This window comes from Bacillus cereus group sp. BfR-BA-01383 (genome assembly GCF_022663495.1).
Lineage (GTDB): Bacteria > Bacillota > Bacilli > Bacillales > Bacillaceae_G > Bacillus_A > Bacillus_A cereus_AU.
Window position 1 is genome coordinate 13,273 of sequence record NZ_JAKUFP010000016.1, and the last position, 22,133, is coordinate 35,405.

The window sequence follows — 22,133 nt, forward strand, 5'->3', positions numbered from 1 at the left end:
ACTGTAATCAGTGGGGGGGACATCTCCCACTGATTTGAACCAATCGGACTTTTACGGGATAAAAACACCCAGTGTGAACTATTTGTTCATACTGGGTGTTTTTTGTAGAAATCTTATAAATTGCTTACTTGTTAGAGGTTTACTGAAATAGTAACCTTGCATATATTTACAGTTATTTTTTTGTAAAAACTTTAGCTGTTTTTCTGTTTCAATTCCTTCCGCAACGACTGAAAGATTTAAAGTATTTGCAAGAGAAAGAATGGTTGAAACGATGGCCCTTTCTTCAGGTCGATGATCGGCTAGTTGTGTAAATTCTCTTGGTACTTTTAATGTATCGATAGGGAAAATCGACAAATATGCAAGAGAAGAGTAGCCGGTACCAAAGTCATCAATAGATATTTGAATACCATATTCTTTTAATTGTTTTAGCCTTAATAATGTTTCCTGTTCATTGGTCATCGCAATTCTCTCGGTTAGCTCGAGTGTTACATATTTAGGATTCACATTGACTTCTTGTAGTATTTGGGAAATATTTTCGATTAATTGATCCTGCTGAAACTCTTTTGCTGATAAATTCACGCTCATTTTTAAATCTGTGTAGCCAAGCATTTGCCATAGTCTTAATTGGCAACACGATTCTTTTAGCACCCAATGTCCAAGCGGGATGACTTGAGGAGTCTCTTCTACAATGGGAATGAACTCACACGGCGGAATGTCGCCTAGTAGCGGGTGTTTCCAGCGTATTAATGCTTCAGCACCAATAATTTTTCTCGTTGTAATATCAATTTGTGGTTGATACACGAGATAGAACTCTTTATTTACTAAAGCAAGTGGCAAATCTTTTTCGATTCGAGCTTTTCGCTCCATTTTTTTATATAGTTCTTTTGTGTAAAGAGAGCTACCGTTTTTCCCTCTATTTTTTGCTTCGTACATGGCCATATCAGCATGCTGTAAAATAGATAACGGATCTTCACCTGCTTCAGGATATATCGCAATTCCGATACTCGGTGAGATTTGTAAATGTTGATTTTCGATTTTGAATGGTTCGTTCATGGCTGCTATAATCATATCAGCTATTTTTTGTACATCTGGATTTTTTGTATAATTTTCGATAAGGATTGTGAATTCATCCCCAGCTAGTCGAGCAAGTTTCATATTCTGTGTCGATATTTGTTCGAGCCTTTTTGCCACTGCAATTAATAGGAGATCCCCTACCCGGTGACCGAGTGTATCATTAATAACTTTAAAGCGGTCTAGATCGAGAAACATAACAGCAAAAGGCCTTTTTGATACTTTTGCTTGTGCAATCGCTTTTTCTAAATATTGATGAAATGCACGGCGATTTGCAAGCTCCGTTAAAGTATCATGATATGCTAGGAAATTAATTTGTTCTTGTTGTTGTTTGCTTTCCGTAATATCTTTAATCATTAAATAGACCCCAGAAATATGCGCCTTTAAAAAGATGGGAACAGCCGTAACATGCAAGTAGTAAATATCTCTGTTTTTGTGATATGCCCGTGTTTCTAAAGAGATAGAATTCCCTTTTTTCACATGATGAAAAGTATTAATAATTTCTTCTAAATCTTCCTCGTATATGAGTGAGTAATAGGGCTGATTTAATAGTTCATTCGTTTGATAACCGAGTAACATAGTACCAGCGTTATTCACTTTGAGAAAATTACCGTACAAATCTAATGTGAAGATTGGATCTGGATGGTGCTCGTATAAAGATTTAAACATTTGTTGGTTATGATAGAGCTCATTTTTTTGTTCTACTAAATCTTCTGTACGTAGTTCAATTTGTTTCTCGAGTTCCGAGTTGAATTGCATTTGGGCTAGCAATAATATTTTATTTTGTTTTCGAACTAAACTATGGCGTATGAGAACGAAAGTGAAAGTTATCATAAGACCAATTACTACAATGGGTGCAAAAACATATTCAATTAATATAAAAACAATAAGCATTACTACAGAAATATAAGGTAATGATAATCGGATTGATTCACCAAATTTAGGCGTTAATAGTACTTGCTCTTGTTTTTCAGGCTCTTTTGTATGAAGAATACAGGCGATTGCTACTAGTACTAAGACCACTTGATAGAACGGAGTGATTGTGAACATAGAATACGCTGGTGTGAAGTATTTTATATAAGCATAAATAGCATCTGTAGTAGCATACAAAATTAAAGCGCTGGCAAGAAGTGCACCAACCTGTTTTGGTAATAAGGATAACGGTCTGAATAAAAGATTGATTCCTATTAAAAGAAAGAGCAAATCAGCCATTGGATAGGCAAGTTGAACAAACATGTCGATATAGGTTGTTGTAAAAACGTGAATGGTTCGCTCAATAAGCAAGTAGTAACTTAAAGTAAATTGGGCTGTAACGATAATGCAAATATCACATAGCATAAAAAGTTTTTCTAATAAATCTCGGTTGTAAATGATTTCGTATAGAAAGGCAAGCGCAAAGCTAATTAAAAAAAGTAAGTAAAAAAAGTCGGACGGATCAACGAACGTATAGTAGTCCTTTAAAATTAAACGTTGATAGGAAACGACTATATCACCGATGAAATAAGAAAGAGTTCCAACGGATAATATTAACCAAAATAAACGAGGTAATCCTTCTTTCATATTTGAAAAATAAAGTATATAGCTACAAGCGATAATATCAATTAATAGGGTACTCATTCCGATTAATATTTGAAAAGAAAATGAGTATTCATATAAAAAAGGCATTATGACGTAATGAATCGCAATAGACAACAATAAAATGCTTATAAGAATACTTACATGTGTTTGTTTTTTCATTTATATCACCTACGGTATATACATATAAACTTCTCTTTTTATTTTTACGATTTTAAAAAAATAACTTCTATGTTTATTTTGCACAGGTATAACGAGTTGTAAAAATAGATTTTAATAAATCTTGTTTCTGCCCCCAACATATCGACATAGGAATTTGAAGTTTGTTATAATGATTAAAATAGTTGCATTATTTAGAAAAATTTAAAAATAATAATTACTGCAACTAGGACATATTGTTTACTATGTGAACTTGTTCTTAATCCAGGGGGGAGGGTTTCACAATGGCAAGTGTATATGAAAATAGTTATATGATCGTTTTGATTTTCTTGATATTAGGCATATTGCTGCCGGTAGTGGCTCTTATATTAGGAAGGATGCTGCGCCCACACAAACCGAGTGCAGCGAAAGCGACGACGTATGAGAGTGGGATTGAGCCTTTTCATGATGCAAATATTCGGTTTCATGCTCGTTATTATATTTTTGCCTTATTGTTTGTCATCTTTGATGTAGAAACTTTATTTTTATACCCATGGGCTGTTGCATATGACAAGTTAGGTTTATTTGCATTAATTGAAATGCTCATCTTTGTTGTAATGTTGCTAGTTGGATTAGCGTATGCTTGGAAAAAGAAGGTGTTACAATGGTTATAAATTTTGAGGAATTACATCCAAATGAACGAGCGGAATTAGAAAAAAATATCTTTTTTTCTACATTGGAACAGTTGAAAGGATGGGCGAGGAGCAACTCTTTATGGCCGATGACGTTTGGACTGGCATGCTGTGCGATCGAAATGATGGGAGTAGGTTCATCACATTATGATTTAGATCGATTTGGGTCATTTTTTCGGACTTCACCAAGGCAATCAGATGTCATGATTGTATCGGGAACGGTAACGAAGAAGATGGCTCCTATTGTTCGGCGTTTATACGATCAAATGCCCGAACCGAAATGGGTTATTGCGATGGGGTCTTGTGCGACAGCCGGTGGTCCATATGTAAATTCATACGCTGTTGTGAAAGGTGTAGATCAGATTGTACCAGTTGATGTGTATATTCCTGGATGCCCACCAAATCCTGCAGCTTTAATTTATGGAATTAATAAGTTGAAAGAGAAAATTCGTTACGAGGCAAAGACAGGGAAGCAGGTGACGAATAAATGAGTGATCCAAATAAAGACTTAGAGGATCTGAAAAGAGAAGCGGCTAGACGTGCGAAGGAAGAAGCGAGAAAACGTCTTGTTGCGAAACATGATGCGGAAATATCTAAACTTGAGACAGAAAACCAAGAAAAAGAGAAAGCGCTACCAAAAAATGACGAACTGACTGTAGAAGAAGCAAAACGTCGTGCAACAGCGGCCGCAAAAGCAAAAGCAGCGGCGCTAGCGAAGCAAAAGCGAGAAGGAACAGAAGAAGTAACGGAAGAGGAAAAGGCGAAAGCGAAAGCGAAGGCAGCAGCGGCCGCAAAAGCAAAAGCAGCTGCGCTAGCAAAGCAAAAGCGAGAAGGAACAGAAGAAGTAACGGAAGAAGAAAAGGCCAAAGCGAAGGCGAAGGCAGCAGCGGCCGCAAAAGCAAAAGCAGCGGCACTAGCGAAGCAGAAAAGAGAAGGAACAGAAGAAGTAACGGAAGAGGAAAAGGCCAAAGCGAAGGCGAAGGCAGCAGCCGCTACAAAGGCAAAAGTAGCGGCACTAGCGAAGCAGAAAAGAGAAGGAACAGAAGAAGTAACGGAAGAGGAAAAGGCCAAAGCGAAGGCGAAGGCAGCAGCGGCCGCAAAAGCAAAAGCAGCGGCGCTAGCGAAGCAAAAGCGAGAAGGAACAGAAGAAGTAACGGAAGAGGAAAAGGCTAAAGCAAAGGCGAAGGCTGTGGCAGCCGCAAAAGCAGCGGCGTTAGCAAAACAGAAAGCCTCGCAAGATAACGGAGATTCGGGAGATGAAAAGGCGAAAGCGGCAGCAGCGGCAAGGGCAAAGACAAAGGGTACTGAAGGTAAGGCTGAAGATGAGCCGAAGCCGGAAGAAACATCTATTAATCAGCCGTATTTAAATCAGTATGTTGGGGTTATTAGGGAGAAGGTAGGAGAGAGTGCATTAGTAGATTCCTATATTAATAAACTTTCAAAAGATGTGCCAACTCTTGTGGTGGATACATCGAAATATTATGAAGTGATGGAGTCATTGAGATTCCATGAGGGACTTGCTTTTGATTATATGTCAGGGCTACATGCGACGGATTTTGTGACACATATGGAAGTGTATGTTCATTTATTTTCATATGGAAAGAAACAGTCAGTAGCGGTGAAAGTAAAGCTGGACCGAGAAGCGCCACAAGTAGAATCGGTGACAGCGCTTTGGAAGGGAGCGGACTGGCCGGAGCGAGAAGCGTATGACTTGCTCGGCATTGTATTTAAGGGGCATCCGAATTTATCACGTATTTTAATGCCTGATGATTGGGTAGGTTATCCGCTTAGGAAAGATTATGAACCGTATGATGTGGAGGTGTAGCTTATGATTCGTACGGAAGAGATGCTTTTGAATGTAGGGCCTCAGCATCCGAGTACACATGGTGTGTTCAGGCTTGTTATTAAGATTGACGGGGAAATTATTAAAGAAGCTACACCTGTTATTGGGTATTTGCATCGCGGGACTGAAAAGATTGCTGAGAGCTTACAGTATACGCAAATTATCCCTTATACAGATCGAATGGACTATTTATCAGCAATGACGAATAACTACGTCATTTGCCATGCTGTAGAGACGATGATGGGACTTGAAATTCCGGAGCGTGCCGAATACTTGCGGGTGCTTGCGATGGAGCTTGGAAGGATTGCGAGTCATCTCGTTTGGTGGGGGACGAATCTTCTTGATATAGGAGCAGTTAGCCCATTTTTGTACGCGTTTCGTGAACGAGAGATGATCATAAATTTATTAAATGAATTATGCGGTGCACGGCTTACTTTTAACTATATGAGAATCGGCGGTGTGAAGTGGGATGCCCCGGATGGCTGGATTGAAAAAGTGGAAGAGTTTGTTCCGTATATGAGAGAGCAATTGGCAGGTTATCACGACCTCGTTAGCGGTAATGAGATTTTCTTAAATCGTGTAAAAGGCGTTGGCATATATAGCGCGGAAGAAGCGATTTCGTATTCTTTAAGCGGAGCGAATTTGCGGTGCACGGGAGTAAACTGGGATCTTCGCAAAGATGAGCCATATTCGATTTATGATCGTTTTGACTTTGATGTTCCTGTTGGGAGCGTTGGGGATGCTTGGGATCGCTACGTTTGCCGAATGGAAGAAATTGAGGAGTCGTTAAAAATTGTTGAGCAAGCAGTACAGCAGTTTCCAAAGGATGGAGCCGTACTAGCGAAAGTGCCAAAAATTATTAAAGCACCTAAGGGAGAAGCGTTTGTCCGTATAGAATCGCCGCGCGGAGAGATTGGTTGCTATATTGCTAGTGATGGAAAGAAAGAGCCGTACCGCTTGAAATTTCGCAGACCGTCTTTTTATAATTTGCAAATCTTACCGAAGTTATTGAAAGGTGAAAACATCGCCAATTTAATTACGATTTTAGGTGGGGTTGATATTGTACTTGGGGAGGTTGACGGCTAATGATTGAGACGCTCTTACAATCACCTTCAAGCTGGACGAATTTCTTCATTTTTTTCGGATTAGCGGTGCTTCTATTATTTGCAGTCCTGGGCTTCGTTACATACGGCATTTTGGCAGAGCGGAAAGTGATGGGATTTATGCAAGGACGGATTGGACCAAACCAAGTTGGGGGCCGGTTCGGTTTACTGCAAACGGTAGCTGATGTTTTGAAACTATTATTAAAAGAAGATAGTATTCCGAAAGCTGCAGATAAACCGTTATTTATATTAGCGCCGGTCATTGCATTTGCACCAGCATTTATGGTGCTTGTGGTTATCCCGTTTACTGATAAATTTCAGTTTGCAGATATTGGCGTAGGCTTATTGTATTACATTGCTGTTTCTGGGATTACGACAATTGGCGTTGTAACTGGGGGATGGGCATCAAATAATAAATATTCCCTTTTAGGAGGGATGCGTGCGGCGGCGCAAATGATTTCCTATGAAATTCCGCTCGTAATGAGTGTAATTGGCGTCGTTTTGTTAGCTGGTAGCCTAAATTTAAATGAAATTGTAGCAGCGCAGGAGAAGGTTTGGTACATTTTCGTACAGCCAGTTGGTTTTGTCGTTTTCTTAATCGCAGCGGTTGCAGAGTTAAATAGGACACCGTTTGATTTACCAGAAGCGGAGTCGGAGCTTGTTTCTGGATATCATACGGAATACTCAGGGTTTCGCTGGGCATTTTTCATGCTTTCAGAGTATGTATATTTTTTCGGAATGGCATCTTTAATTACAGTGCTCTTTTTAGGCGGCTGGAACCCAGTTATGTTTCTTGGATTTATCCCAGGAGCTGTATGGTTTGCTTTGAAATTTAGCAGTGTAGTCTTCCTATTAATTTGGTTCCGCGTTACGTTTCCGCGCATAAGGGGCGATCAGTTAATGGAGTTTGGTTGGAAAGTACTATTACCAATCGCGCTTGCAAATATTTTCTTAACGGCATTGATTAAGGAGTTATTCTTCTAATCTATAAAGGGGGTGCCAGTAAGAGATGAAAGGACTATTTAAAGGTTTAAAATATACGCTTAGTAATTTAAGTAAGAAAAAGGTAACGTATGATTATCCAAATCAACCGTTGCCGTTGCCAGATCGCTTTAGGGGGATTCAAAAGTTTTATCCGGAAAAATGTATTGTTTGTAATCAATGTTCTAACATTTGTCCTACAGATTGCATTCAATTAACGGGAAAAAAACATCCTGATCCTACGAAAAAAGGAAAAATTATCGATACGTACGATATTAATTTTGAAATTTGTATTCTTTGCGATTTATGTACTGAAGTTTGCCCGACAGAGGCGATTGTTATGACAAATAACTTTGAACTCGCGGAATATTCACGTGATGATTTATTTAAAAATTTGCAGTGGCTTGACGAAAACGACGAAAACGTCAGGAAGGAGAATAAAGCATGAATGGCGAGTTTGTAGCATTCTTTATCCTATCCTTGTCTGCAATTATCGGCGGAATTCTTATGCTGAACTTAACAAAAGTAATGCATATGATGCTAGCTCTCGTTCTTACATTCCTCAGCATTGCAGGTTTATACTTTCTTTTATCAGCCGAATTTATCGGCGTTGCACAAATTTTACTTTACTCTGGTGCGATCACAATTATTATGATTTTTGGCATTATGTTAACGAAACATGACGCGGAAAATGAATCGCGTCTTACTCTTCGAAAATGGATTATCTTCTTTGCGGTTGTAGCATTTGGAGCAGTTATGTATTTCGCTGTTAATAGTATCGATTTTTCAAATCAAAGCACACAAGGAAGTTTACCTCTCCATGAAAACAACACACTTCAAATCGGTACACTTCTCTATTCAAAATATATTATTCCATTTGAGTTAACCTCGGTTATTTTACTTGTAGCACTTGTTGGCGCGATTATACTTGCGAAGAAGGATGAGAAAGAGGAGGATTCCAATGAGTAGCGTTCCAGCTTCTGCGTATTTAACACTTGCGATTATTTTGTTTTGCATCGGTCTATTTGGAGCTTTAACAAAGCGGAATACAGTAATCGTATTAGTTTGTATCGAATTAATGCTCAATGCTGCCAATTTAAACTTAGTGGCTTTTAGCAAATTAGGGTTGTTTCCGAATTTAACAGGGCAAATTTTCTCGCTGTTTACGATGGCTGTAGCGGCAGCGGAGGCGGCGGTAGGACTCGCTATTTTGATTGCTTTGTACCGTAATCGCACGACAGTTCATGTAGATGAAATGGATACGCTCAAAGGATAGCCATTGTGACCGAAAAGGGGGAAGGAAACAATGATCGATTATGCATGGCTCATACCGCTTTTCCCGCTTGTTTCGTTTTTGTTACTTATTACGTTCGGGAAGAAAATTAGAGAAGGAAGCAGCGTACTTAGTATTTTCTTCATCTTTCTCTCCTTTATATTTGCGGTACTTGTATTAATAGAAAGGTTTTCGACAGTACCAGTGAAGCATAAGTGGGTATGGCTTAGAGCTGGAGATATAGATATATCATTTGGCTTTGAGGTGACTGCATTAGGAGCTTTAATGTTGTTTATCGTTACACTTGTGAGTTTACTTGTACATGTATATTCGAAAGGTTATATGAAAGGTGACGAAAGATTACCAACCTTTTATGCGTATTTAGGGCTCTTTACGTTTGCGATGCTAGGGCTCGTTATATCGACGAATTTATTACAACTCTATGTATTTTGGGAGTTAGTTGGCCTCGGTTCATTTTTACTCATCGGTTTTTATTTCTATAAAGAAGAAGCGAAGGCTGCTGCGAAAAAGGCTTTTATTATGACACGTATTGGGGATGTTGGTTTATTTATTGGGATGATTTTAATTTTTTGGCACGCAGGTAGTTTCGAATATGATGCAATTTTTCAGGCGATTCATACGGGCGACCTCCCTCCTTCTATGATTACAATAACGGCGATATTAATTTTTGTCGGTGCGATGGGGAAATCAGGTCAGTTTCCGCTTCATACGTGGTTGCCTGATGCAATGGAAGGACCGACACCTGTTTCAGCGCTTATTCATGCGGCGACGATGGTTGCAGCAGGTGTATATTTAGTAGCGACGATGTTCCCGTTATTTTCAGCAAGTGCGGTGGCGATGCAGACAGTGGCAATCGTTGGAGCGTTCACTGCAATATTTGCGGCCTCTATTGGCCTTGTACAAACGGATATCAAGAGGGTGCTTGCTTATTCTACAGTTAGTCAGCTTGGGTATATGATGCTCGCATTAGGCTCTGCTGGTTATGTAGCTGGTATCTTTCATTTAACGACACACGCCTTTTTTAAAGCGTTACTATTCTTGGCGGCAGGAAGTGTAATTCATGCCGTGCACACGCAAAACATTAATAAAATGGGCGGTTTACAGAAGAAGATGAAAGTAACTGCTGCGCTATTTTTAATAGGTACACTTGCAATTAGTGGTGTTCCTCTTCTCTCTGGTTTCTTTAGTAAAGATGAAATTTTAGCGGCGACGTGGATGAATGGCAATTACGTTTTATTCACTTTAGCAGTAATTGCGGCATTTTTAACAGCGTTTTACATGTTCCGCCTATACTTTCTTGTCTTTACTGGAGAAGCGAAGACGAAGGGAGACGTGCAGGAATCGCCCCGCACAATGACGTATCCGATGATTGTCCTCGGTGTTCTCGCGGTAGTAGCAGGATATATCAATACACCATGGTTTGGGACGTTTCTCGGAGATTGGCTTACGAAAGATGTAGGGTTCAAGGTGGAAGAAGCTCATGGACCAGTTTGGATTATGATTGTTGCGACGCTCGTTTCATTTGCGGGAATTGCCCTTGCATATTTCATATATGGAAAGAAAATTATCGCAAGGAATTGGGCTGGAGGAGAAGGATCTTTCCTTCATAATCTCCTGAAAGAAAAATATTATGTGGATGAACTATACAATGTTACGGTGCTTCCTATTACGAAGGGAATCGCTCATGTGCTTCGCTTATTTGAAGTATATGTTGTAGAAGGAATCGCAGTTTTAATTGGAAGTTTGGTTAAAGGTGCGAGTAGTATAGGATCGAAACTTCAAAACGGGAATGTACAAGTATATGGCACTGTAACAGCAGTTTCACTCGCAGTACTCGTCATTATTTTGCTATATACGGGAGGGGATTTACGATGAATGATTTGTTGTTAACGTTCTTCATTTTTTCCCCGCTTTTAGGAATTCTCTTACTTATATTAACGCCGAAAAAAGAATCGCGTACAGTGCGAGCGCTCGGTTTATTTGGGACGGCGCTTCCATTTGGAATCGCTATTGTCCTCGCTTGTACATATGCTTCTGGAAAGAGTTTATCGTTATTTGATGAAAAAGTGAAATGGATTAAATTTGGGGATTTTGCGGCGGTGGATAAAAGATGGTTTTCCATTTACTATGAGCTTGGTATTGATGGCCTATCGCTTGTCATGATGGTGCTGACGGCCCTTCTAGCGATGCTTGCGGCAATTGCGGCCTTTTCTATTCAAAGAAATTTGAAAGCATTTTATATGCTATTACTCATGCTAGAGATAGGGATGCTCGGTGTCTTCGCTGCTCAAAATTTAATATTGTTCTTTATCTTCTTTGAAATTACGTTGCCACCAATGTTCTTATTAATTGGGAAGTGGGGGAAACTGTCGAGCGAAAAGGCTGCATATAGTTATTTAATATATAACGGTATTGGCTCGGCTATTTTGCTCATCGTGTTCTCGATTTTGTTCGCGAAAACAGGTACTACAAATATTTTAGAACTGAAAGAGATCTTAACAAATTTGGGTAGCGGAGGAGCGACCATTCCGAGTAGTTTGCAGTTCGGTTTATTTCTTTCTATAATGATTGCTTTTGCGATTAAACTACCCGTTTTCCCATTACATCGCTGGATGGTCAATGTGCATATTGAAGCACATCCTGCGGTAGTTATGCTTCATGCGGGCGTTTTGCTAAAGATTGGGGCGTACGGTATGATTCGCTTCGGGAAGGGGTTATTTCCGGAATACTTTAGCGAGTTCGCAACGCTAATCGCGATTTTAGGAGTAATTAATTTATTGTACGGTGCCTTTTTAGCACTCATCCAAACGGACTTTAGGAAAGTACTTGCTTACTCTAGTATTTCGCACATGGGAATTGTTTTAATGGGGCTTGCAGCACTTAATGCACCAGGTACACAAGGAGCGCTATTCCAAGTTGTGTCGCACGGTTTAATTGCAGCCTTGCTTTTCTTTTTACTTGGTATTATAGAACAGCGCTTTGGAACGTCGGATATTACAGCGCTTGGTGGACTCGCAAAAAGTGTCCCAGTACTTAGCGGCTTCTTCTTAGCGGGAGGGATGGCATCACTTGGACTGCCGGGGATGTCTGGATTTGTTAGCGAGTTTCTTGCTTTTCTCGGTTTATTCCAAGGGGAGCCAGTCATTGCTGCAGTTGGTGTGCTTGGTATTATTTTAACCGCTGTATACGTATTAAGAGCGACACTTCAAGTGACATTTGGGAAGAAAGAGTGGGAAGCGAAATCTGATCTACACGGATGGGAGTACGTCCCTGTCCTATTGCTTATCTTCTGTATTATTGCAATTGGAGTAATGCCAGAAATACTAGGGGATCCGCTTCAAAATACACTGGAAACATTGGGGGTGAAGTAGGATGGATATGGATACGTTACTTAGTTTATCATGGCATCTAATGGTGCCAGAATTCATTATTCTCGGAGCTGCCATCCTTCTTTCCATATGTGATTTGTTTTTTAAGCTGAACCATAGGTACGTAGCGCTTGGTGCAATCGCCGCCGCCATATTCGCAATTGTGTCATTAATTACGCTATACAGCGAACCAACAGGAGATATTTTAAATGGATCGTTTGTGTTAGATGGATTTTCAAAAGGATTTAAAACGTTGTTATTAGGCGGAGCGGCTCTCATTTTATGCACCGCAATGAGCGATGACAAGAAGAATCCAATTGAAGATAAGGGAGAATATTATTACTTATTTTTAATGGCCCTTCTTGGGGCGATGTTCATGTCTTCTAGTGTTGACTTCATTACACTTTTTGTCGGTTTAGAGCTACTGTCACTTTCTTCGTACATTTTAGTAGGAATACGAAAAAAGAACCGTGCATCAAATGAAGCGGCAATGAAATACGTCATTAACGGAGGAATTGGAACGGCAATTACGCTCTTTGGAATGAGTTATTTATACGGTATTACAGGCTCAACCAATATCGTGGATATGCAAAAAGTATTCACCGAGGAGCTGGCTGGTGGTATTCAATTATTGTTAGCTCTCGCATTTCTACTGTTGTTCGTTGGGCTTTCTTTTAAAATTGCAACAGTGCCGTTTCATATGTGGGCACCCGATGTATATGAAGGGGCTGCTACACCTGTTACTGCTTTTCTTGGAACGATTTCTAAAATTGCGGGGTTCCTACTCATTATTCGTCTGTTCCTCATGGTTTTTGCAAGTGTATCAATACAAGGGGAGATGCAATCTTTATACGGGCGTATGAGCATATACATTGCTGTACTAGCAAGTGTTACGATGGTTGTTGGGAACGTAGTCGCATTAAAACAATACAACGTAAAACGTCTATTTGCTTATTCAGGCATTGCGCATGCGGGGTATTTACTCGTTCCGCTTGTGGCTTTGTCACCATTTACGATGGATAGCATGTGGTTTTACATGCTTGCATATATGCTTATGAATATAGGGGCATTTGCAATTATCCATGGCTTGATCTTACAAAGCGACAAAGAAAATATCACCATTTTCACAGGGCTATATAAGCGATCGCCATTTACAGCGATAGTGATGACGCTTTTTATTTTATCGTTAGCCGGGATACCAGGGACAGCTGGTTTCATTGGAAAGATTAACATCTTTTTAGGCGCACTTCATGTAGAGCCAGCTCATTACGTACTAGCTTCTATTATGATGGGTACGACAGTCATTTCATTCGTATATTATTTCCGTATTTTACAGCAAATGTTTTTCCGGGCTGGAGAGGCAGAAGAAAAAATTAGGTTACCGTTAAATATAAAGGTTGTTATGAGTGTTTGTGCAATTTCGATTGTAATACTGGGGATTATGCCGATGATTGGATATAATTTCTTTTATGAATATTTTCCATTAATGAAAGATTTCTTCTTCTTAGGGAACGTGGTACAATAGTGAAAATAAAAGGTGTGGAGTCGGTACTCTACGCTTTTTATTTTGTGTTAACCGCAACTGAAAATGCATATAGGTATACGTTCTTTGAGAGAAAATTACGATATAAAATGTAAGATGCTTATTTGCATTTGAAAAAGTGTGGCTCCTACTTATTATGGTATCGTTTTTTTTATTTTGTATAAGTAGTAGCCAAGTAAAAAGGGGTCGATTTTTTGGCACAACTTTTAGGGCAACAAGCACTGATTGCGATTTTTTCGCATTTATTGTTTATTACCATTACGTGGTGGGCCCTGCAAGGCATCCACATTGAGCGTTTAATGAAGGCTGGAAAAGTGATGCAGACGAGAGTGTTACTCATCCTAATTACAATTGCAATTGGGACATCTGTAAGTAACTTTTTCCTTGATTATTTAGGCTATTCGAAGAGTTTAACGTATTTAGTAAAGTAAGTGTATAGAACCTCATATCTCCGTTAACAATGGGGATAGGAGGGGATGAAATTGAAGCTTAAAGCCATTCTTATTATTGCCTTGAGTGTTGTTTTATTCTTGGTTGGATATAGAGAGATGAAACCGATAAGCGATGAACAGAAAATGGAAAGCATGATTGCAGCTTTAGAGAAAAATGATGCTAAAGTGGAGAAATGGTCATGGTTAGCGCGAGAAACAAAAACAATTTCTAATATACATACGTTTCAAAAATTGTTAAACGATGTGAAGGACAAGGCGAATATCGAAAGTTGGGAATTAGAACAATCTCCAGATGGATATAAAGCTACATCCTATAAAAAGTTTTCTTCTTATGAAGAACGAGTAGTAGTAACTTGGAGTAAGGAAAATACTAAAGAAAACACTTTCATTATTTTTGAAGTAAGCGGGGCGAAATGGGACCCGAAGTATGTTCAGAAAATGAATGAAATTTTTAGTGGAAAACCTACAATTTACACTTGTGTTCAAGGTGTACTGAATGATAAGATTGAAGGTGTTTTGCAAAATAAAACCGATCAGGTTTTGAAAAATCTTTCAGCAAGAGCGATCGAACAGATAGAAGAAAGAGCATTTGTATCAGTCTCCGCATACAATAAAAAGTGGGATGACGCTCTTTCAACAAATAGAGAGAAAATAAATGTGCAAATAGCAATACGTTCTACAGACAACAAGGATAAAATTGTGGTTGGCACACCGATCATAACTTCTGAGTATTGAGTGAATAGATACTGAAAAAAGGACACGGAGGGGAATAATTTGGAAAAGATCATCGTCCGTGGCGGAAAGCGGTTAAACGGCACAGTGCGTGTTGAGGGCGCAAAAAATGCTGTATTACCTATAATCGCTGCAGCCCTATTAGCGAGTGATGGAAAGAATGTACTATCTGAAGTACCAGTTTTGTCTGATGTATACACAATTAATGAGGTATTACGTCATTTAAATGCTGAAGTCGTATTTGAAAATAACCAAGTAACAATCGATGCTTCTAAAGAACTAAACATTGAAGCACCATTTGAATATGTACGTAAAATGCGTGCATCGGTTCAAGTAATGGGACCATTATTAGCACGTAACGGTCGTGCTCGTATTGCACTTCCTGGTGGATGTGCAATTGGTTCACGTCCAATTGACCAACATTTAAAAGGCTTCGAAGCAATGGGAGCAAAAGTACAGGTTGGTAATGGTTTTGTTGAGGCATACGTAGAGGGAGAACTAAAAGGAGCTAAAATTTATTTAGACTTCCCAAGCGTGGGCGCGACAGAAAACATTATGTCTGCAGCTACATTAGCAAAAGGGACAACAATCCTTGAAAACGCAGCGAAAGAACCAGAAATCGTTGACTTAGCTAACTTCTTAAATGCGATGGGAGCGAAAGTACGCGGAGCTGGAACTGGAACGATTCGTATCGAAGGCGTTGATAAATTATATGGTGCAAACCACTCTATTATTCCTGACCGTATTGAAGCGGGAACATTCATGGTTGCAGCGGCAATTACTGGTGGAGACATCTTAATTGAAAATGCTGTACCTGAACACTTACGCTCAATTACAGCGAAAATGGAAGAAATGGGTGTTAAAATTATTGAGGAAAATGAAGGTGTACGTGTTATCGGTCCAGATAAGTTAAAAGCGGTTGATATTAAAACTATGCCTCACCCAGGTTTCCCAACAGACATGCAATCACAAATGATGGCATTATTACTACAAGCTGATGGAACAAGTATGATTACAGAAACGGTATTCGAAAACCGCTTCATGCACGTTGAAGAATTCCGTCGTATGAATGCTGATATTAAAATTGAAGGTCGTTCTGTTATTATGAACGGTCCAAACAGCTTACAAGGTGCTGAAGTAGGCGCAACTGACTTACGTGCTGCAGCTGCATTAATCTTAGCTGGTTTAGTATCAGAAGGTCACACTCGTGTAACAGAGTTAAAGCATCTTGATCGCGGTTATGTAGATTTCCATAAGAAATTAGCTGCATTAGGTGCAACTATTGAACGTGTAAACGAAAAAGTAGAAGAAGTGAAAGAACAAGAAGTTTCTGATCTTCACGCTTAATTGAAATAGTTTCTATGTCTTTTGGCATAGGGGCTATTTTTTTTGGTTATTACTGTTATAGTCAATAAATTCAATACTTATGCACGTACCAGTGAAAATATTTAGAAAATTTTCGTTTTATCCCGCACATGCCCGATTGGGATGGGCTAATAATTAGTGAGGGATGAACAAGCCCCCAACTGATCAAAGTTTCACTTTATACCGATACCTCCAAGTATGTTCTAAAAAACCCCATAATTCCATAAGAATGAAAAGAAGCCAACTTTATATTGGGGGAATAGGATGAAATTTTCAAAGCCACTTTTCATTACAGTAGCGCTTTTAATAGCGCTCGTTATCATTGTACCTGCTGCTCTTGTTATTCCGTTTGCGAAAGCAAAAGTAGGAGAAGAAGCAGCTTCTAAAACTCCTCCAGCGATAGAAAGTATACCAGCTCCAGGGAAAGTAGATACAGCGGTTCAAGTTGCTGTATATCGCGATCAGCAGAAGAAGGTAGAAACAGTACCTATGGAGGAGTACGTGACCGGTGTAGTAGCTTCTGAGATGAATGCCAGTTTTGAAATAGAGGCGCTAAAGGCGCAGGCATTAGCAGCAAGAACATTTGTAGTGCAGCGTATGCTAAGTGGTGGTAAGAAAAATAATGCGGATGTGACAGATACGGTGAAAGATCAAGTGTACAAAAGCAAAGAAGAATTGAAGAAACAATGGGGTAATAACTACGAAAATAATTTAAAGAAAATCGAAGAAGCAGTTTCTAAAACCGCAGGACAAGTTTTAACGTATGATGGAAAACCAATTTCAGCTTCGTTCTTCTCAACGAGTAACGGGCGAACAGAAAATGCAGCTGATTATTGGGGAAATGATTATCCTTATTTGAAAAGCGTAGATAGTCCGTGGGATGAAGCCTCTCCGAAATTTACAAGTGAACAAACATTCACAGTAGCTGATTTTCAAAAACGTCTCGGTGTGAAGGTGCTAGCAGACGGGAAGGTTGGCAATATTAAAGACCGCACAGAAGGAAATCGTGTAAAAGATGTAGCGTTTCAAGGAAAAACATTAACAGGAAGAGATGTACGTGACAAATTAGATTTACGCTCTTCTGACTTCACATGGAAACAACAAGGGGATAAAATCGTCGTGACAACGAAAGGATTCGGTCATGGCGTCGGTATGAGTCAGTACGGTGCGAACGGAATGGCGAAAGAAGGTAAGAAATATACAGATATAGTCGCTCATTATTATAAAGGGATCGAAATTAAAACGATGAATGATTATGAAGGAAAATTGATGGTGAAGAAGTAGAGTTCAAAAGGAGCTAATTTAAATTAGCTCTTTTTGTCATTATTTGTAGAAATAAATGGAAGGTACGCTGTACACTATGTGTTATAATACAGTTATATGAATATATAAAACATAATAACAGGGGGTAATGAAAAATGATGATGGATGTACCACTTCTCATTCCGTCAATGATGGAACGAGCGGAGAAATATTTTTCGAAAAAGGAAGTTGTCTCACGGACTGCATCGCGTATTCATACATTAACATACGGAGAAATTGCAAAGCGGACGAGAAGGCTCGCTAGCGTATTAACGAAAATGGGAATTGAACAAGGGGATAAAGTAGGTACAATTGCTTGGAACCATCATAGGCATTTGGAAGCATACTTTGCGATTCCTGGAATTGGAGCAGTGCTACATACAATTAATTTAAGGCTTTCCGCTGATCACATTTCATATATTATTAACCATGCAGAAGATAAAATCATTCTTGTCGATGAAGATATGGTACCTATATTAGAGAGTATTCAACACGAAATCCCGCATATAAAAGCCTTTATTATTATGACAGACGATCATAAACTACCTCACACAACACTATCACCAGCATATCATTACGACCAATTACTCGAAGAAGGCGATGAGACATTTCCGTTTGTAAAAGATTTAGATGAAAAAGAACCAGCCGGTATGTGCTACACATCGGCTACGACAGGGAAACCGAAAGGTGTAGTTTATACACACCGTAGTATTGCGCTCCACAGTTATACACTCGGACTTGCAGATGGCGGGAATATATCAGAAGTAGACACTTGTATGCCTGTCGTTCCAATGTTCCATGTTAATGCATGGGGATTACCGTTTGCGAGTACATGGTTTGGGACAAAACTCGTATTACCAGGACCACATTTCACACCGAAGATTTTAGCGGAATTAATTGAAAGTGAGAAAGTAACAATTACGGCTGGCGTGCCGACAATTTGGATTGGTTTGTTGCAGGAACTAGAAAAACATCCATATGATATTAGTAGCGTAAAAACGATATGGTCAGGTGGATCAGCAGCTCCGCAAAGTATGATTCGTACGTATGAAGAGAAATATGAAATTGCATTTAGACAAATATATGGAATGACAGAAACGAGTCCTGCTGTTGTAATTAATTGTCCGAAATCATATCAACGCGATTTACCGAAAGAAGAATATTATAATTTACGCTCTCGCCAAGGATATTTATTCCCTGGGTTAGAAATGAAAGTGATCGGACAAGACGGTGAAATTAAATGGGATGGAGAAGAGATGGGAGAACTATGCCTAAGAGGCCCATGGATCGCCGGTAGCTATTATAAAGATGAGCGTACAGAGGAATCGATGAAAGATGGTTGGCTCCATACAGGGGATATCGTTACAGTTGATTCGGAAGGATTTATTAAAATTGCTGATCGTACGAAAGACTTAATTAAAAGCGGCGGTGAGTGGATTTCTTCAGTAGATTTAGAAAACGCTTTAATGTCACACGATAACGTATTAGAAGCATCTGTCGTGGCAGTTCCGCATGAAAAATGGCAAGAACGTCCTGTTGCTTGCGTCGTATTAAAAGAAGGACAAACAGTAGAAAGAGAAGAGCTTTATGCTTTACTAGAAGCTGAATTCCCGAAATGGTGGATGCCAAATGATATTATATTTGTAAATGAAATTCCGAAAACATCTGTAGGGAAATTCTTAAAAAGAGCACTTCGTGATCAGCTCCAGACTTATATGGTGGAGCAGAAATAAAGAAGAAGGCTATCCTTTAACATGGATAGCCTTCTTTGTTGACATCCTTTAAATTATAATGACTGTATTAAATATCATAATTTTCCATTAATTGTTTGGTATAATTAGAGAAAACATTTGGGGGAGACAGAATGGCGTTGTTGGAGTTGAAACAATTAGGGAAGACGAACCAGTTACCGGCAATTGAACTGGAGGTTGAGGAAGGACAATGTGTTGTTTTGCAATGCAATAATCATACAGCTAAAGTGTTACATCGTATTATTATCGGAGAAGAAGAGGCTTCTTCGGGCAGTGTGTTATTTGAAGAGGAGCCGATTGGAAAGGAAGTATATTCACGTATCGGTTTTTGCTTTTTGAAAGATGAAGCATATGATCGTTTAAAGGTGAAGGAATACTTCAAATTTTTATTAGGAATTTATGAATCGAATATGAGCACGGAAGAAGTTGTACAATATGTCGGTCTCTTAGATAAATTAAACGTGAAAATAGAAAAATTGTCATTTTCAGAGAAACGTCGCCTTCATATCGGGCGAATTATGATTCATAATCCGGATTTAGTTATTTTAGAAGAGCCGGAGCAAAATGTAGATACAGAAAGTACGATTATTATTCGAAAAGCGATTATGAAAATGAAAGAACAAGGAAAGGCAATCTTTATTACGTCATCTTTCTTATCGGACGCCCTTTCATTAACAGAAGATGTATACATATTAAATCAAGACGGTGTGAGAAAGGTAGAAATTGAGCAAGAAGAGATGGAAGAAGTTGATGAAGAAAAAGTTGTTCAAATGATACCACAAATGAAACTTGAAAGAATACCAGCGAAAGTGAACGATAAAATTATTTTACTTGATCCGATGGAAATCCATTTCATTGAAACACAAAATGGAGTGACACATATTCATGTGCGTGAAGGCGATTTTGTGTGTGCATTAACATTAAGTGAACTAGAAGTGAGATTAACAGGATTCGGTTTCTTTAGATGTCACCGCTCGTACCTTGTGAATTTACAAAGGGTACGAGAAGTCATTACTTGGACTCGTAACAGTTTTAGTTTAATTTTGGATGACGAAAGAAAAAGTTCAATTCCGCTTTCGAAAGGAAGAATGGATGAATTAAAAGGTGTAATCGGGATATAAAAAATGCTCCAATAAGCTCAAAATACGATTCATTCACCGGTAAAAATACTCCTTTTATCGGTATTTTACTGCGTACCCCCTTTGTTTTTCGTATGATTGAGTCAAGAAAAGCGAAACAACAAAATCGAAACTTGCGAAAGCGAATTTCATCTATATAAGAAAAACAAAGGGGATGACGAAATGACATGGGCAATTGAAATGAAAGATGTAATGAAAAGTTTTAACGAAAAAACAGCACTTCGAAATGTAAATATTGAGGTGAAGCAAGGAGAGATTTTTGGATTCCTTGGACCGAGTGGATCTGGTAAAACAACAACAGTAAAGATTTTAACTTCTCAATTGCTTCATAGTGTTGGAACGGTCAGAGTGTTAGGGAAAGATATTACAGGGCCAAGTAGCATCGATTACAAACAAATTGGTATTTTAACAGATAACAGCGGCTTATACGAAAGACTTAGCATTTATGATAATTTACTATTATTTTGTGATTTATACGATTGTAAAAAAGAACGAATTGATGAAGTGCTAACGCAAGTGAACTTATTAGATGATAAAAAAACACAGGTAAAGAAACTATCAAAAGGAATGAAGCAACGCGTAACCTTAGCAAGAGCAATCCTTCATAAACCAGATATCCTCTTCTTAGACGAACCAACATCTGCACTCGATCCAGTAAACGTGCAAAACATTCATAAAATCTTAAAAGACTTAAACAAAGAAGGAACGACGATTTTCTTAACGACACACAACATGGACGAAGCAGAAACGCTTTGTAACCGCATTGCCTTCTTGTGTGGCGGAGAAATTGTAGCGCTTGATACACCGGAAAACCTTCGCTTACAATACGCGAAAGATCAAATACAAGTCGTATTAAAAGATAAGCAAAGAGAAGTAGTACAAAAAGATGAATTAGGTGCAAAACGAATTTCAGAATGGATGAAAAAAGGTGAACTACTATCCATTCATTCACACGAACCAACGCTAGGCGATATCTTTATTGAAGTGACTGGGAGGGGATTATAATGACATTTTCAATGAGACGTGTATCAGCTATTTTTAGAAAAGAAGTACAAGATTTTAAGACAAATTCACAAGTGCTGTTAATGGCATTTTTACCAATTATATTGTCATTTTTGTTTAGCAGATTTGGAGCGGGAAAGGAAATGTTAGGCACTACTACTATAACGGCCTTTCTATTTGTCGCAGGCTTTGTTCAATCTATGGTAATTGCAGAAGAAAAAGAAAAACATACACTACGTGTGTTAATGTTATCCCCAGCATCTTCTGTTGAAGTTCTTCTTGGAAAGAGTTTATTAACAGCGGGTCTGACGATGGTCATTTGTATTGCAAATTTATTCATTTTAGATCAGTTAAATATCAATCTTCCATTGGTAGGATTGATATTTCTATGTGGAACTATTTTATTTATCGTGCTTGGAACAATGATCGGATTACTTGCATCTTCTGTACCGCAAACATCATTAATTGGGATGCCTATTTTAATGACGATGTATTTAGCTGCACAATTTGAGCCAATGGTTGAAAATAAAGTAATTAAGACACTAATTGAGTATCTTCCAACATCTCATATTGTAAAAGCAATTAACAGCTTAGTGGATGGAGCTGGGTTTAGTAGTATTAGTGGGCATATACTAAATGTTGGAGTGTGGCTTATTATTTCGCTTATTGCATGTTTAATCGTATATAAGAAGAAACAAATGGACTAAAAACTGAGCCAAAACGCTCAGTTTTTTCTATTTTCTATCATTTCCTCGGAAATTTTACAATTCTTATACATATTT

At 38.7% G+C, this 22,133-nt stretch carries 20 protein-coding genes; 19 read left to right on the forward strand and 1 reads right to left on the reverse strand.

Annotated elements, in window-relative coordinates:
- Positions 1-78: 78 nt before the first annotated feature.
- Complete coding sequence (locus tag MR065_RS15865; RefSeq protein WP_242214322.1) at positions 79-2,808, reverse strand: putative bifunctional diguanylate cyclase/phosphodiesterase; 2,730 nt, start codon at positions 2,806-2,808, stop codon at positions 79-81.
- Between the two features lie 281 nt (positions 2,809-3,089).
- Here MR065_RS15865 and nuoA point away from each other — a divergent pair, with 281 nt between their 5' ends.
- The 19 genes from nuoA to MR065_RS15960 all read left to right on the forward strand — a co-directional run bounded on the left by nuoA (position 3,090) and on the right by MR065_RS15960 (position 22,058).
- A complete protein-coding gene (gene nuoA / locus MR065_RS15870) occupies positions 3,090-3,458 on the forward strand; it encodes an NADH-quinone oxidoreductase subunit NuoA (protein ID WP_242214323.1) in 369 nt (122 codons plus the stop codon).
- Complete coding sequence (nuoB, locus tag MR065_RS15875; protein WP_242214324.1) at positions 3,449-3,967, forward strand: NADH-quinone oxidoreductase subunit NuoB; 519 nt, start codon at positions 3,449-3,451, stop codon at positions 3,965-3,967. The genes nuoA and nuoB overlap by 10 nt, the downstream gene beginning before the upstream one ends.
- A complete protein-coding gene (locus tag MR065_RS15880; RefSeq protein ID WP_242214325.1) occupies positions 3,964-5,301 on the forward strand; it encodes an NADH-quinone oxidoreductase subunit C in 1,338 nt (445 codons plus the stop codon). Before nuoB ends, MR065_RS15880 begins: the two co-directional genes overlap by 4 nt.
- A 3-nt stretch (positions 5,302-5,304) precedes the next feature.
- Positions 5,305-6,405 (forward strand): NADH-quinone oxidoreductase subunit NuoD, encoded by a 1,101-nt coding sequence (nuoD, locus tag MR065_RS15885; protein ID WP_242214326.1) that lies wholly within the window; start codon positions 5,305-5,307, stop codon positions 6,403-6,405.
- On the forward strand, positions 6,405-7,406 hold the full coding sequence (nuoH, locus tag MR065_RS15890; RefSeq protein ID WP_242214327.1) for an NADH-quinone oxidoreductase subunit NuoH: 1,002 nt from the start codon (positions 6,405-6,407) through the stop codon (positions 7,404-7,406). The genes nuoD and nuoH overlap by 1 nt, the downstream gene beginning before the upstream one ends.
- A 25-nt stretch (positions 7,407-7,431) precedes the next feature.
- Positions 7,432-7,851: an NADH-quinone oxidoreductase subunit NuoI gene (gene nuoI, locus MR065_RS15895; protein WP_000677191.1), complete on the forward strand. Its 420-nt coding sequence runs from the start codon at positions 7,432-7,434 to the stop codon at positions 7,849-7,851.
- The gene (locus MR065_RS15900) at positions 7,848-8,372 is read left to right on the forward strand and encodes an NADH-quinone oxidoreductase subunit J (protein WP_098269762.1); all 525 of its coding nucleotides are present in this window, start codon (positions 7,848-7,850) and stop codon (positions 8,370-8,372) included. The genes nuoI and MR065_RS15900 overlap by 4 nt, the downstream gene beginning before the upstream one ends.
- Complete coding sequence (gene nuoK / locus MR065_RS15905; protein ID WP_000100078.1) at positions 8,365-8,679, forward strand: NADH-quinone oxidoreductase subunit NuoK; 315 nt, start codon at positions 8,365-8,367, stop codon at positions 8,677-8,679. Before MR065_RS15900 ends, nuoK begins: the two co-directional genes overlap by 8 nt.
- Before the next feature lie 30 nt (positions 8,680-8,709).
- Positions 8,710-10,572, forward strand: coding sequence for an NADH-quinone oxidoreductase subunit L (gene nuoL, locus MR065_RS15910; protein WP_242214328.1), 1,863 nt, complete (start codon positions 8,710-8,712; stop codon positions 10,570-10,572).
- The gene (locus tag MR065_RS15915) at positions 10,569-12,068 is read left to right on the forward strand and encodes an NADH-quinone oxidoreductase subunit M (RefSeq protein ID WP_242214329.1); all 1,500 of its coding nucleotides are present in this window, start codon (positions 10,569-10,571) and stop codon (positions 12,066-12,068) included. Before nuoL ends, MR065_RS15915 begins: the two co-directional genes overlap by 4 nt.
- Positions 12,069-12,075: 7 nt before the next feature.
- Complete coding sequence (gene nuoN, locus MR065_RS15920; RefSeq protein ID WP_396022376.1) at positions 12,076-13,590, forward strand: NADH-quinone oxidoreductase subunit NuoN; 1,515 nt, start codon at positions 12,076-12,078, stop codon at positions 13,588-13,590.
- A gap of 212 nt (positions 13,591-13,802) precedes the next feature.
- Positions 13,803-14,039: a DUF1146 family protein gene (locus tag MR065_RS15925; protein ID WP_097904614.1), complete on the forward strand. Its 237-nt coding sequence runs from the start codon at positions 13,803-13,805 to the stop codon at positions 14,037-14,039.
- A 51-nt stretch (positions 14,040-14,090) separates the two neighbouring features.
- Positions 14,091-14,795, forward strand: coding sequence for a YwmB family TATA-box binding protein (locus tag MR065_RS15930; protein ID WP_396022375.1), 705 nt, complete (start codon positions 14,091-14,093; stop codon positions 14,793-14,795).
- A 39-nt stretch (positions 14,796-14,834) separates the two neighbouring features.
- Positions 14,835-16,139, forward strand: a complete 1,305-nt coding sequence (gene murA, locus MR065_RS15935; protein ID WP_098269767.1) for a UDP-N-acetylglucosamine 1-carboxyvinyltransferase — start codon at positions 14,835-14,837, stop codon at positions 16,137-16,139.
- A gap of 282 nt (positions 16,140-16,421) precedes the next feature.
- Positions 16,422-17,441, forward strand: a complete 1,020-nt coding sequence (gene spoIID, locus MR065_RS15940) for a stage II sporulation protein D (protein WP_097904611.1) — start codon at positions 16,422-16,424, stop codon at positions 17,439-17,441.
- A gap of 134 nt (positions 17,442-17,575) precedes the next feature.
- On the forward strand, positions 17,576-19,192 hold the full coding sequence (locus tag MR065_RS15945) for a long-chain fatty acid--CoA ligase (RefSeq protein ID WP_242214332.1): 1,617 nt from the start codon (positions 17,576-17,578) through the stop codon (positions 19,190-19,192).
- A 131-nt stretch (positions 19,193-19,323) separates the two neighbouring features.
- Positions 19,324-20,331 (forward strand): LytTR family transcriptional regulator DNA-binding domain-containing protein, encoded by a 1,008-nt coding sequence (locus MR065_RS15950; RefSeq protein WP_242214333.1) that lies wholly within the window; start codon positions 19,324-19,326, stop codon positions 20,329-20,331.
- A gap of 180 nt (positions 20,332-20,511) precedes the next feature.
- The gene (locus MR065_RS15955) at positions 20,512-21,354 is read left to right on the forward strand and encodes an ABC transporter ATP-binding protein (protein ID WP_242214334.1); all 843 of its coding nucleotides are present in this window, start codon (positions 20,512-20,514) and stop codon (positions 21,352-21,354) included.
- The gene (locus MR065_RS15960; RefSeq protein WP_242214335.1) at positions 21,354-22,058 is read left to right on the forward strand and encodes an ABC transporter permease; all 705 of its coding nucleotides are present in this window, start codon (positions 21,354-21,356) and stop codon (positions 22,056-22,058) included. Before MR065_RS15955 ends, MR065_RS15960 begins: the two co-directional genes overlap by 1 nt.
- Positions 22,059-22,133: the final 75 nt, after the last annotated feature.

Coding starts and splice junctions, on each gene's coding strand:
- MR065_RS15915 (WP_242214329.1), top strand. CDS start 10,569: ATGAATGATTTGTTGTTAACGTTCTTCATTTTTTCCCCGCTTTTAGGA.
- nuoB (WP_242214324.1), top strand. CDS start 3,449: ATGGTTATAAATTTTGAGGAATTACATCCAAATGAACGAGCGGAATTA.
- nuoH (WP_242214327.1), top strand. CDS start 6,405: ATGATTGAGACGCTCTTACAATCACCTTCAAGCTGGACGAATTTCTTC.
- MR065_RS15900 (WP_098269762.1), top strand. CDS start 7,848: ATGAATGGCGAGTTTGTAGCATTCTTTATCCTATCCTTGTCTGCAATT.
- nuoK (WP_000100078.1), top strand. CDS start 8,365: ATGAGTAGCGTTCCAGCTTCTGCGTATTTAACACTTGCGATTATTTTG.
- MR065_RS15865 (WP_242214322.1), bottom strand. CDS start 2,808: ATGAAAAAACAAACACATGTAAGTATTCTTATAAGCATTTTATTGTTG.
- MR065_RS15950 (WP_242214333.1), top strand. CDS start 19,324: ATGGCGTTGTTGGAGTTGAAACAATTAGGGAAGACGAACCAGTTACCG.
- nuoD (WP_242214326.1), top strand. CDS start 5,305: ATGATTCGTACGGAAGAGATGCTTTTGAATGTAGGGCCTCAGCATCCG.
- MR065_RS15880 (WP_242214325.1), top strand. CDS start 3,964: ATGAGTGATCCAAATAAAGACTTAGAGGATCTGAAAAGAGAAGCGGCT.
- nuoN (WP_396022376.1), top strand. CDS start 12,076: ATGGATACGTTACTTAGTTTATCATGGCATCTAATGGTGCCAGAATTC.
- MR065_RS15960 (WP_242214335.1), top strand. CDS start 21,354: ATGACATTTTCAATGAGACGTGTATCAGCTATTTTTAGAAAAGAAGTA.
- spoIID (WP_097904611.1), top strand. CDS start 16,422: ATGAAATTTTCAAAGCCACTTTTCATTACAGTAGCGCTTTTAATAGCG.
- MR065_RS15955 (WP_242214334.1), top strand. CDS start 20,512: ATGACATGGGCAATTGAAATGAAAGATGTAATGAAAAGTTTTAACGAA.
- nuoA (WP_242214323.1), top strand. CDS start 3,090: ATGGCAAGTGTATATGAAAATAGTTATATGATCGTTTTGATTTTCTTG.
- MR065_RS15945 (WP_242214332.1), top strand. CDS start 17,576: ATGATGATGGATGTACCACTTCTCATTCCGTCAATGATGGAACGAGCG.
- nuoL (WP_242214328.1), top strand. CDS start 8,710: ATGATCGATTATGCATGGCTCATACCGCTTTTCCCGCTTGTTTCGTTT.
- nuoI (WP_000677191.1), top strand. CDS start 7,432: ATGAAAGGACTATTTAAAGGTTTAAAATATACGCTTAGTAATTTAAGT.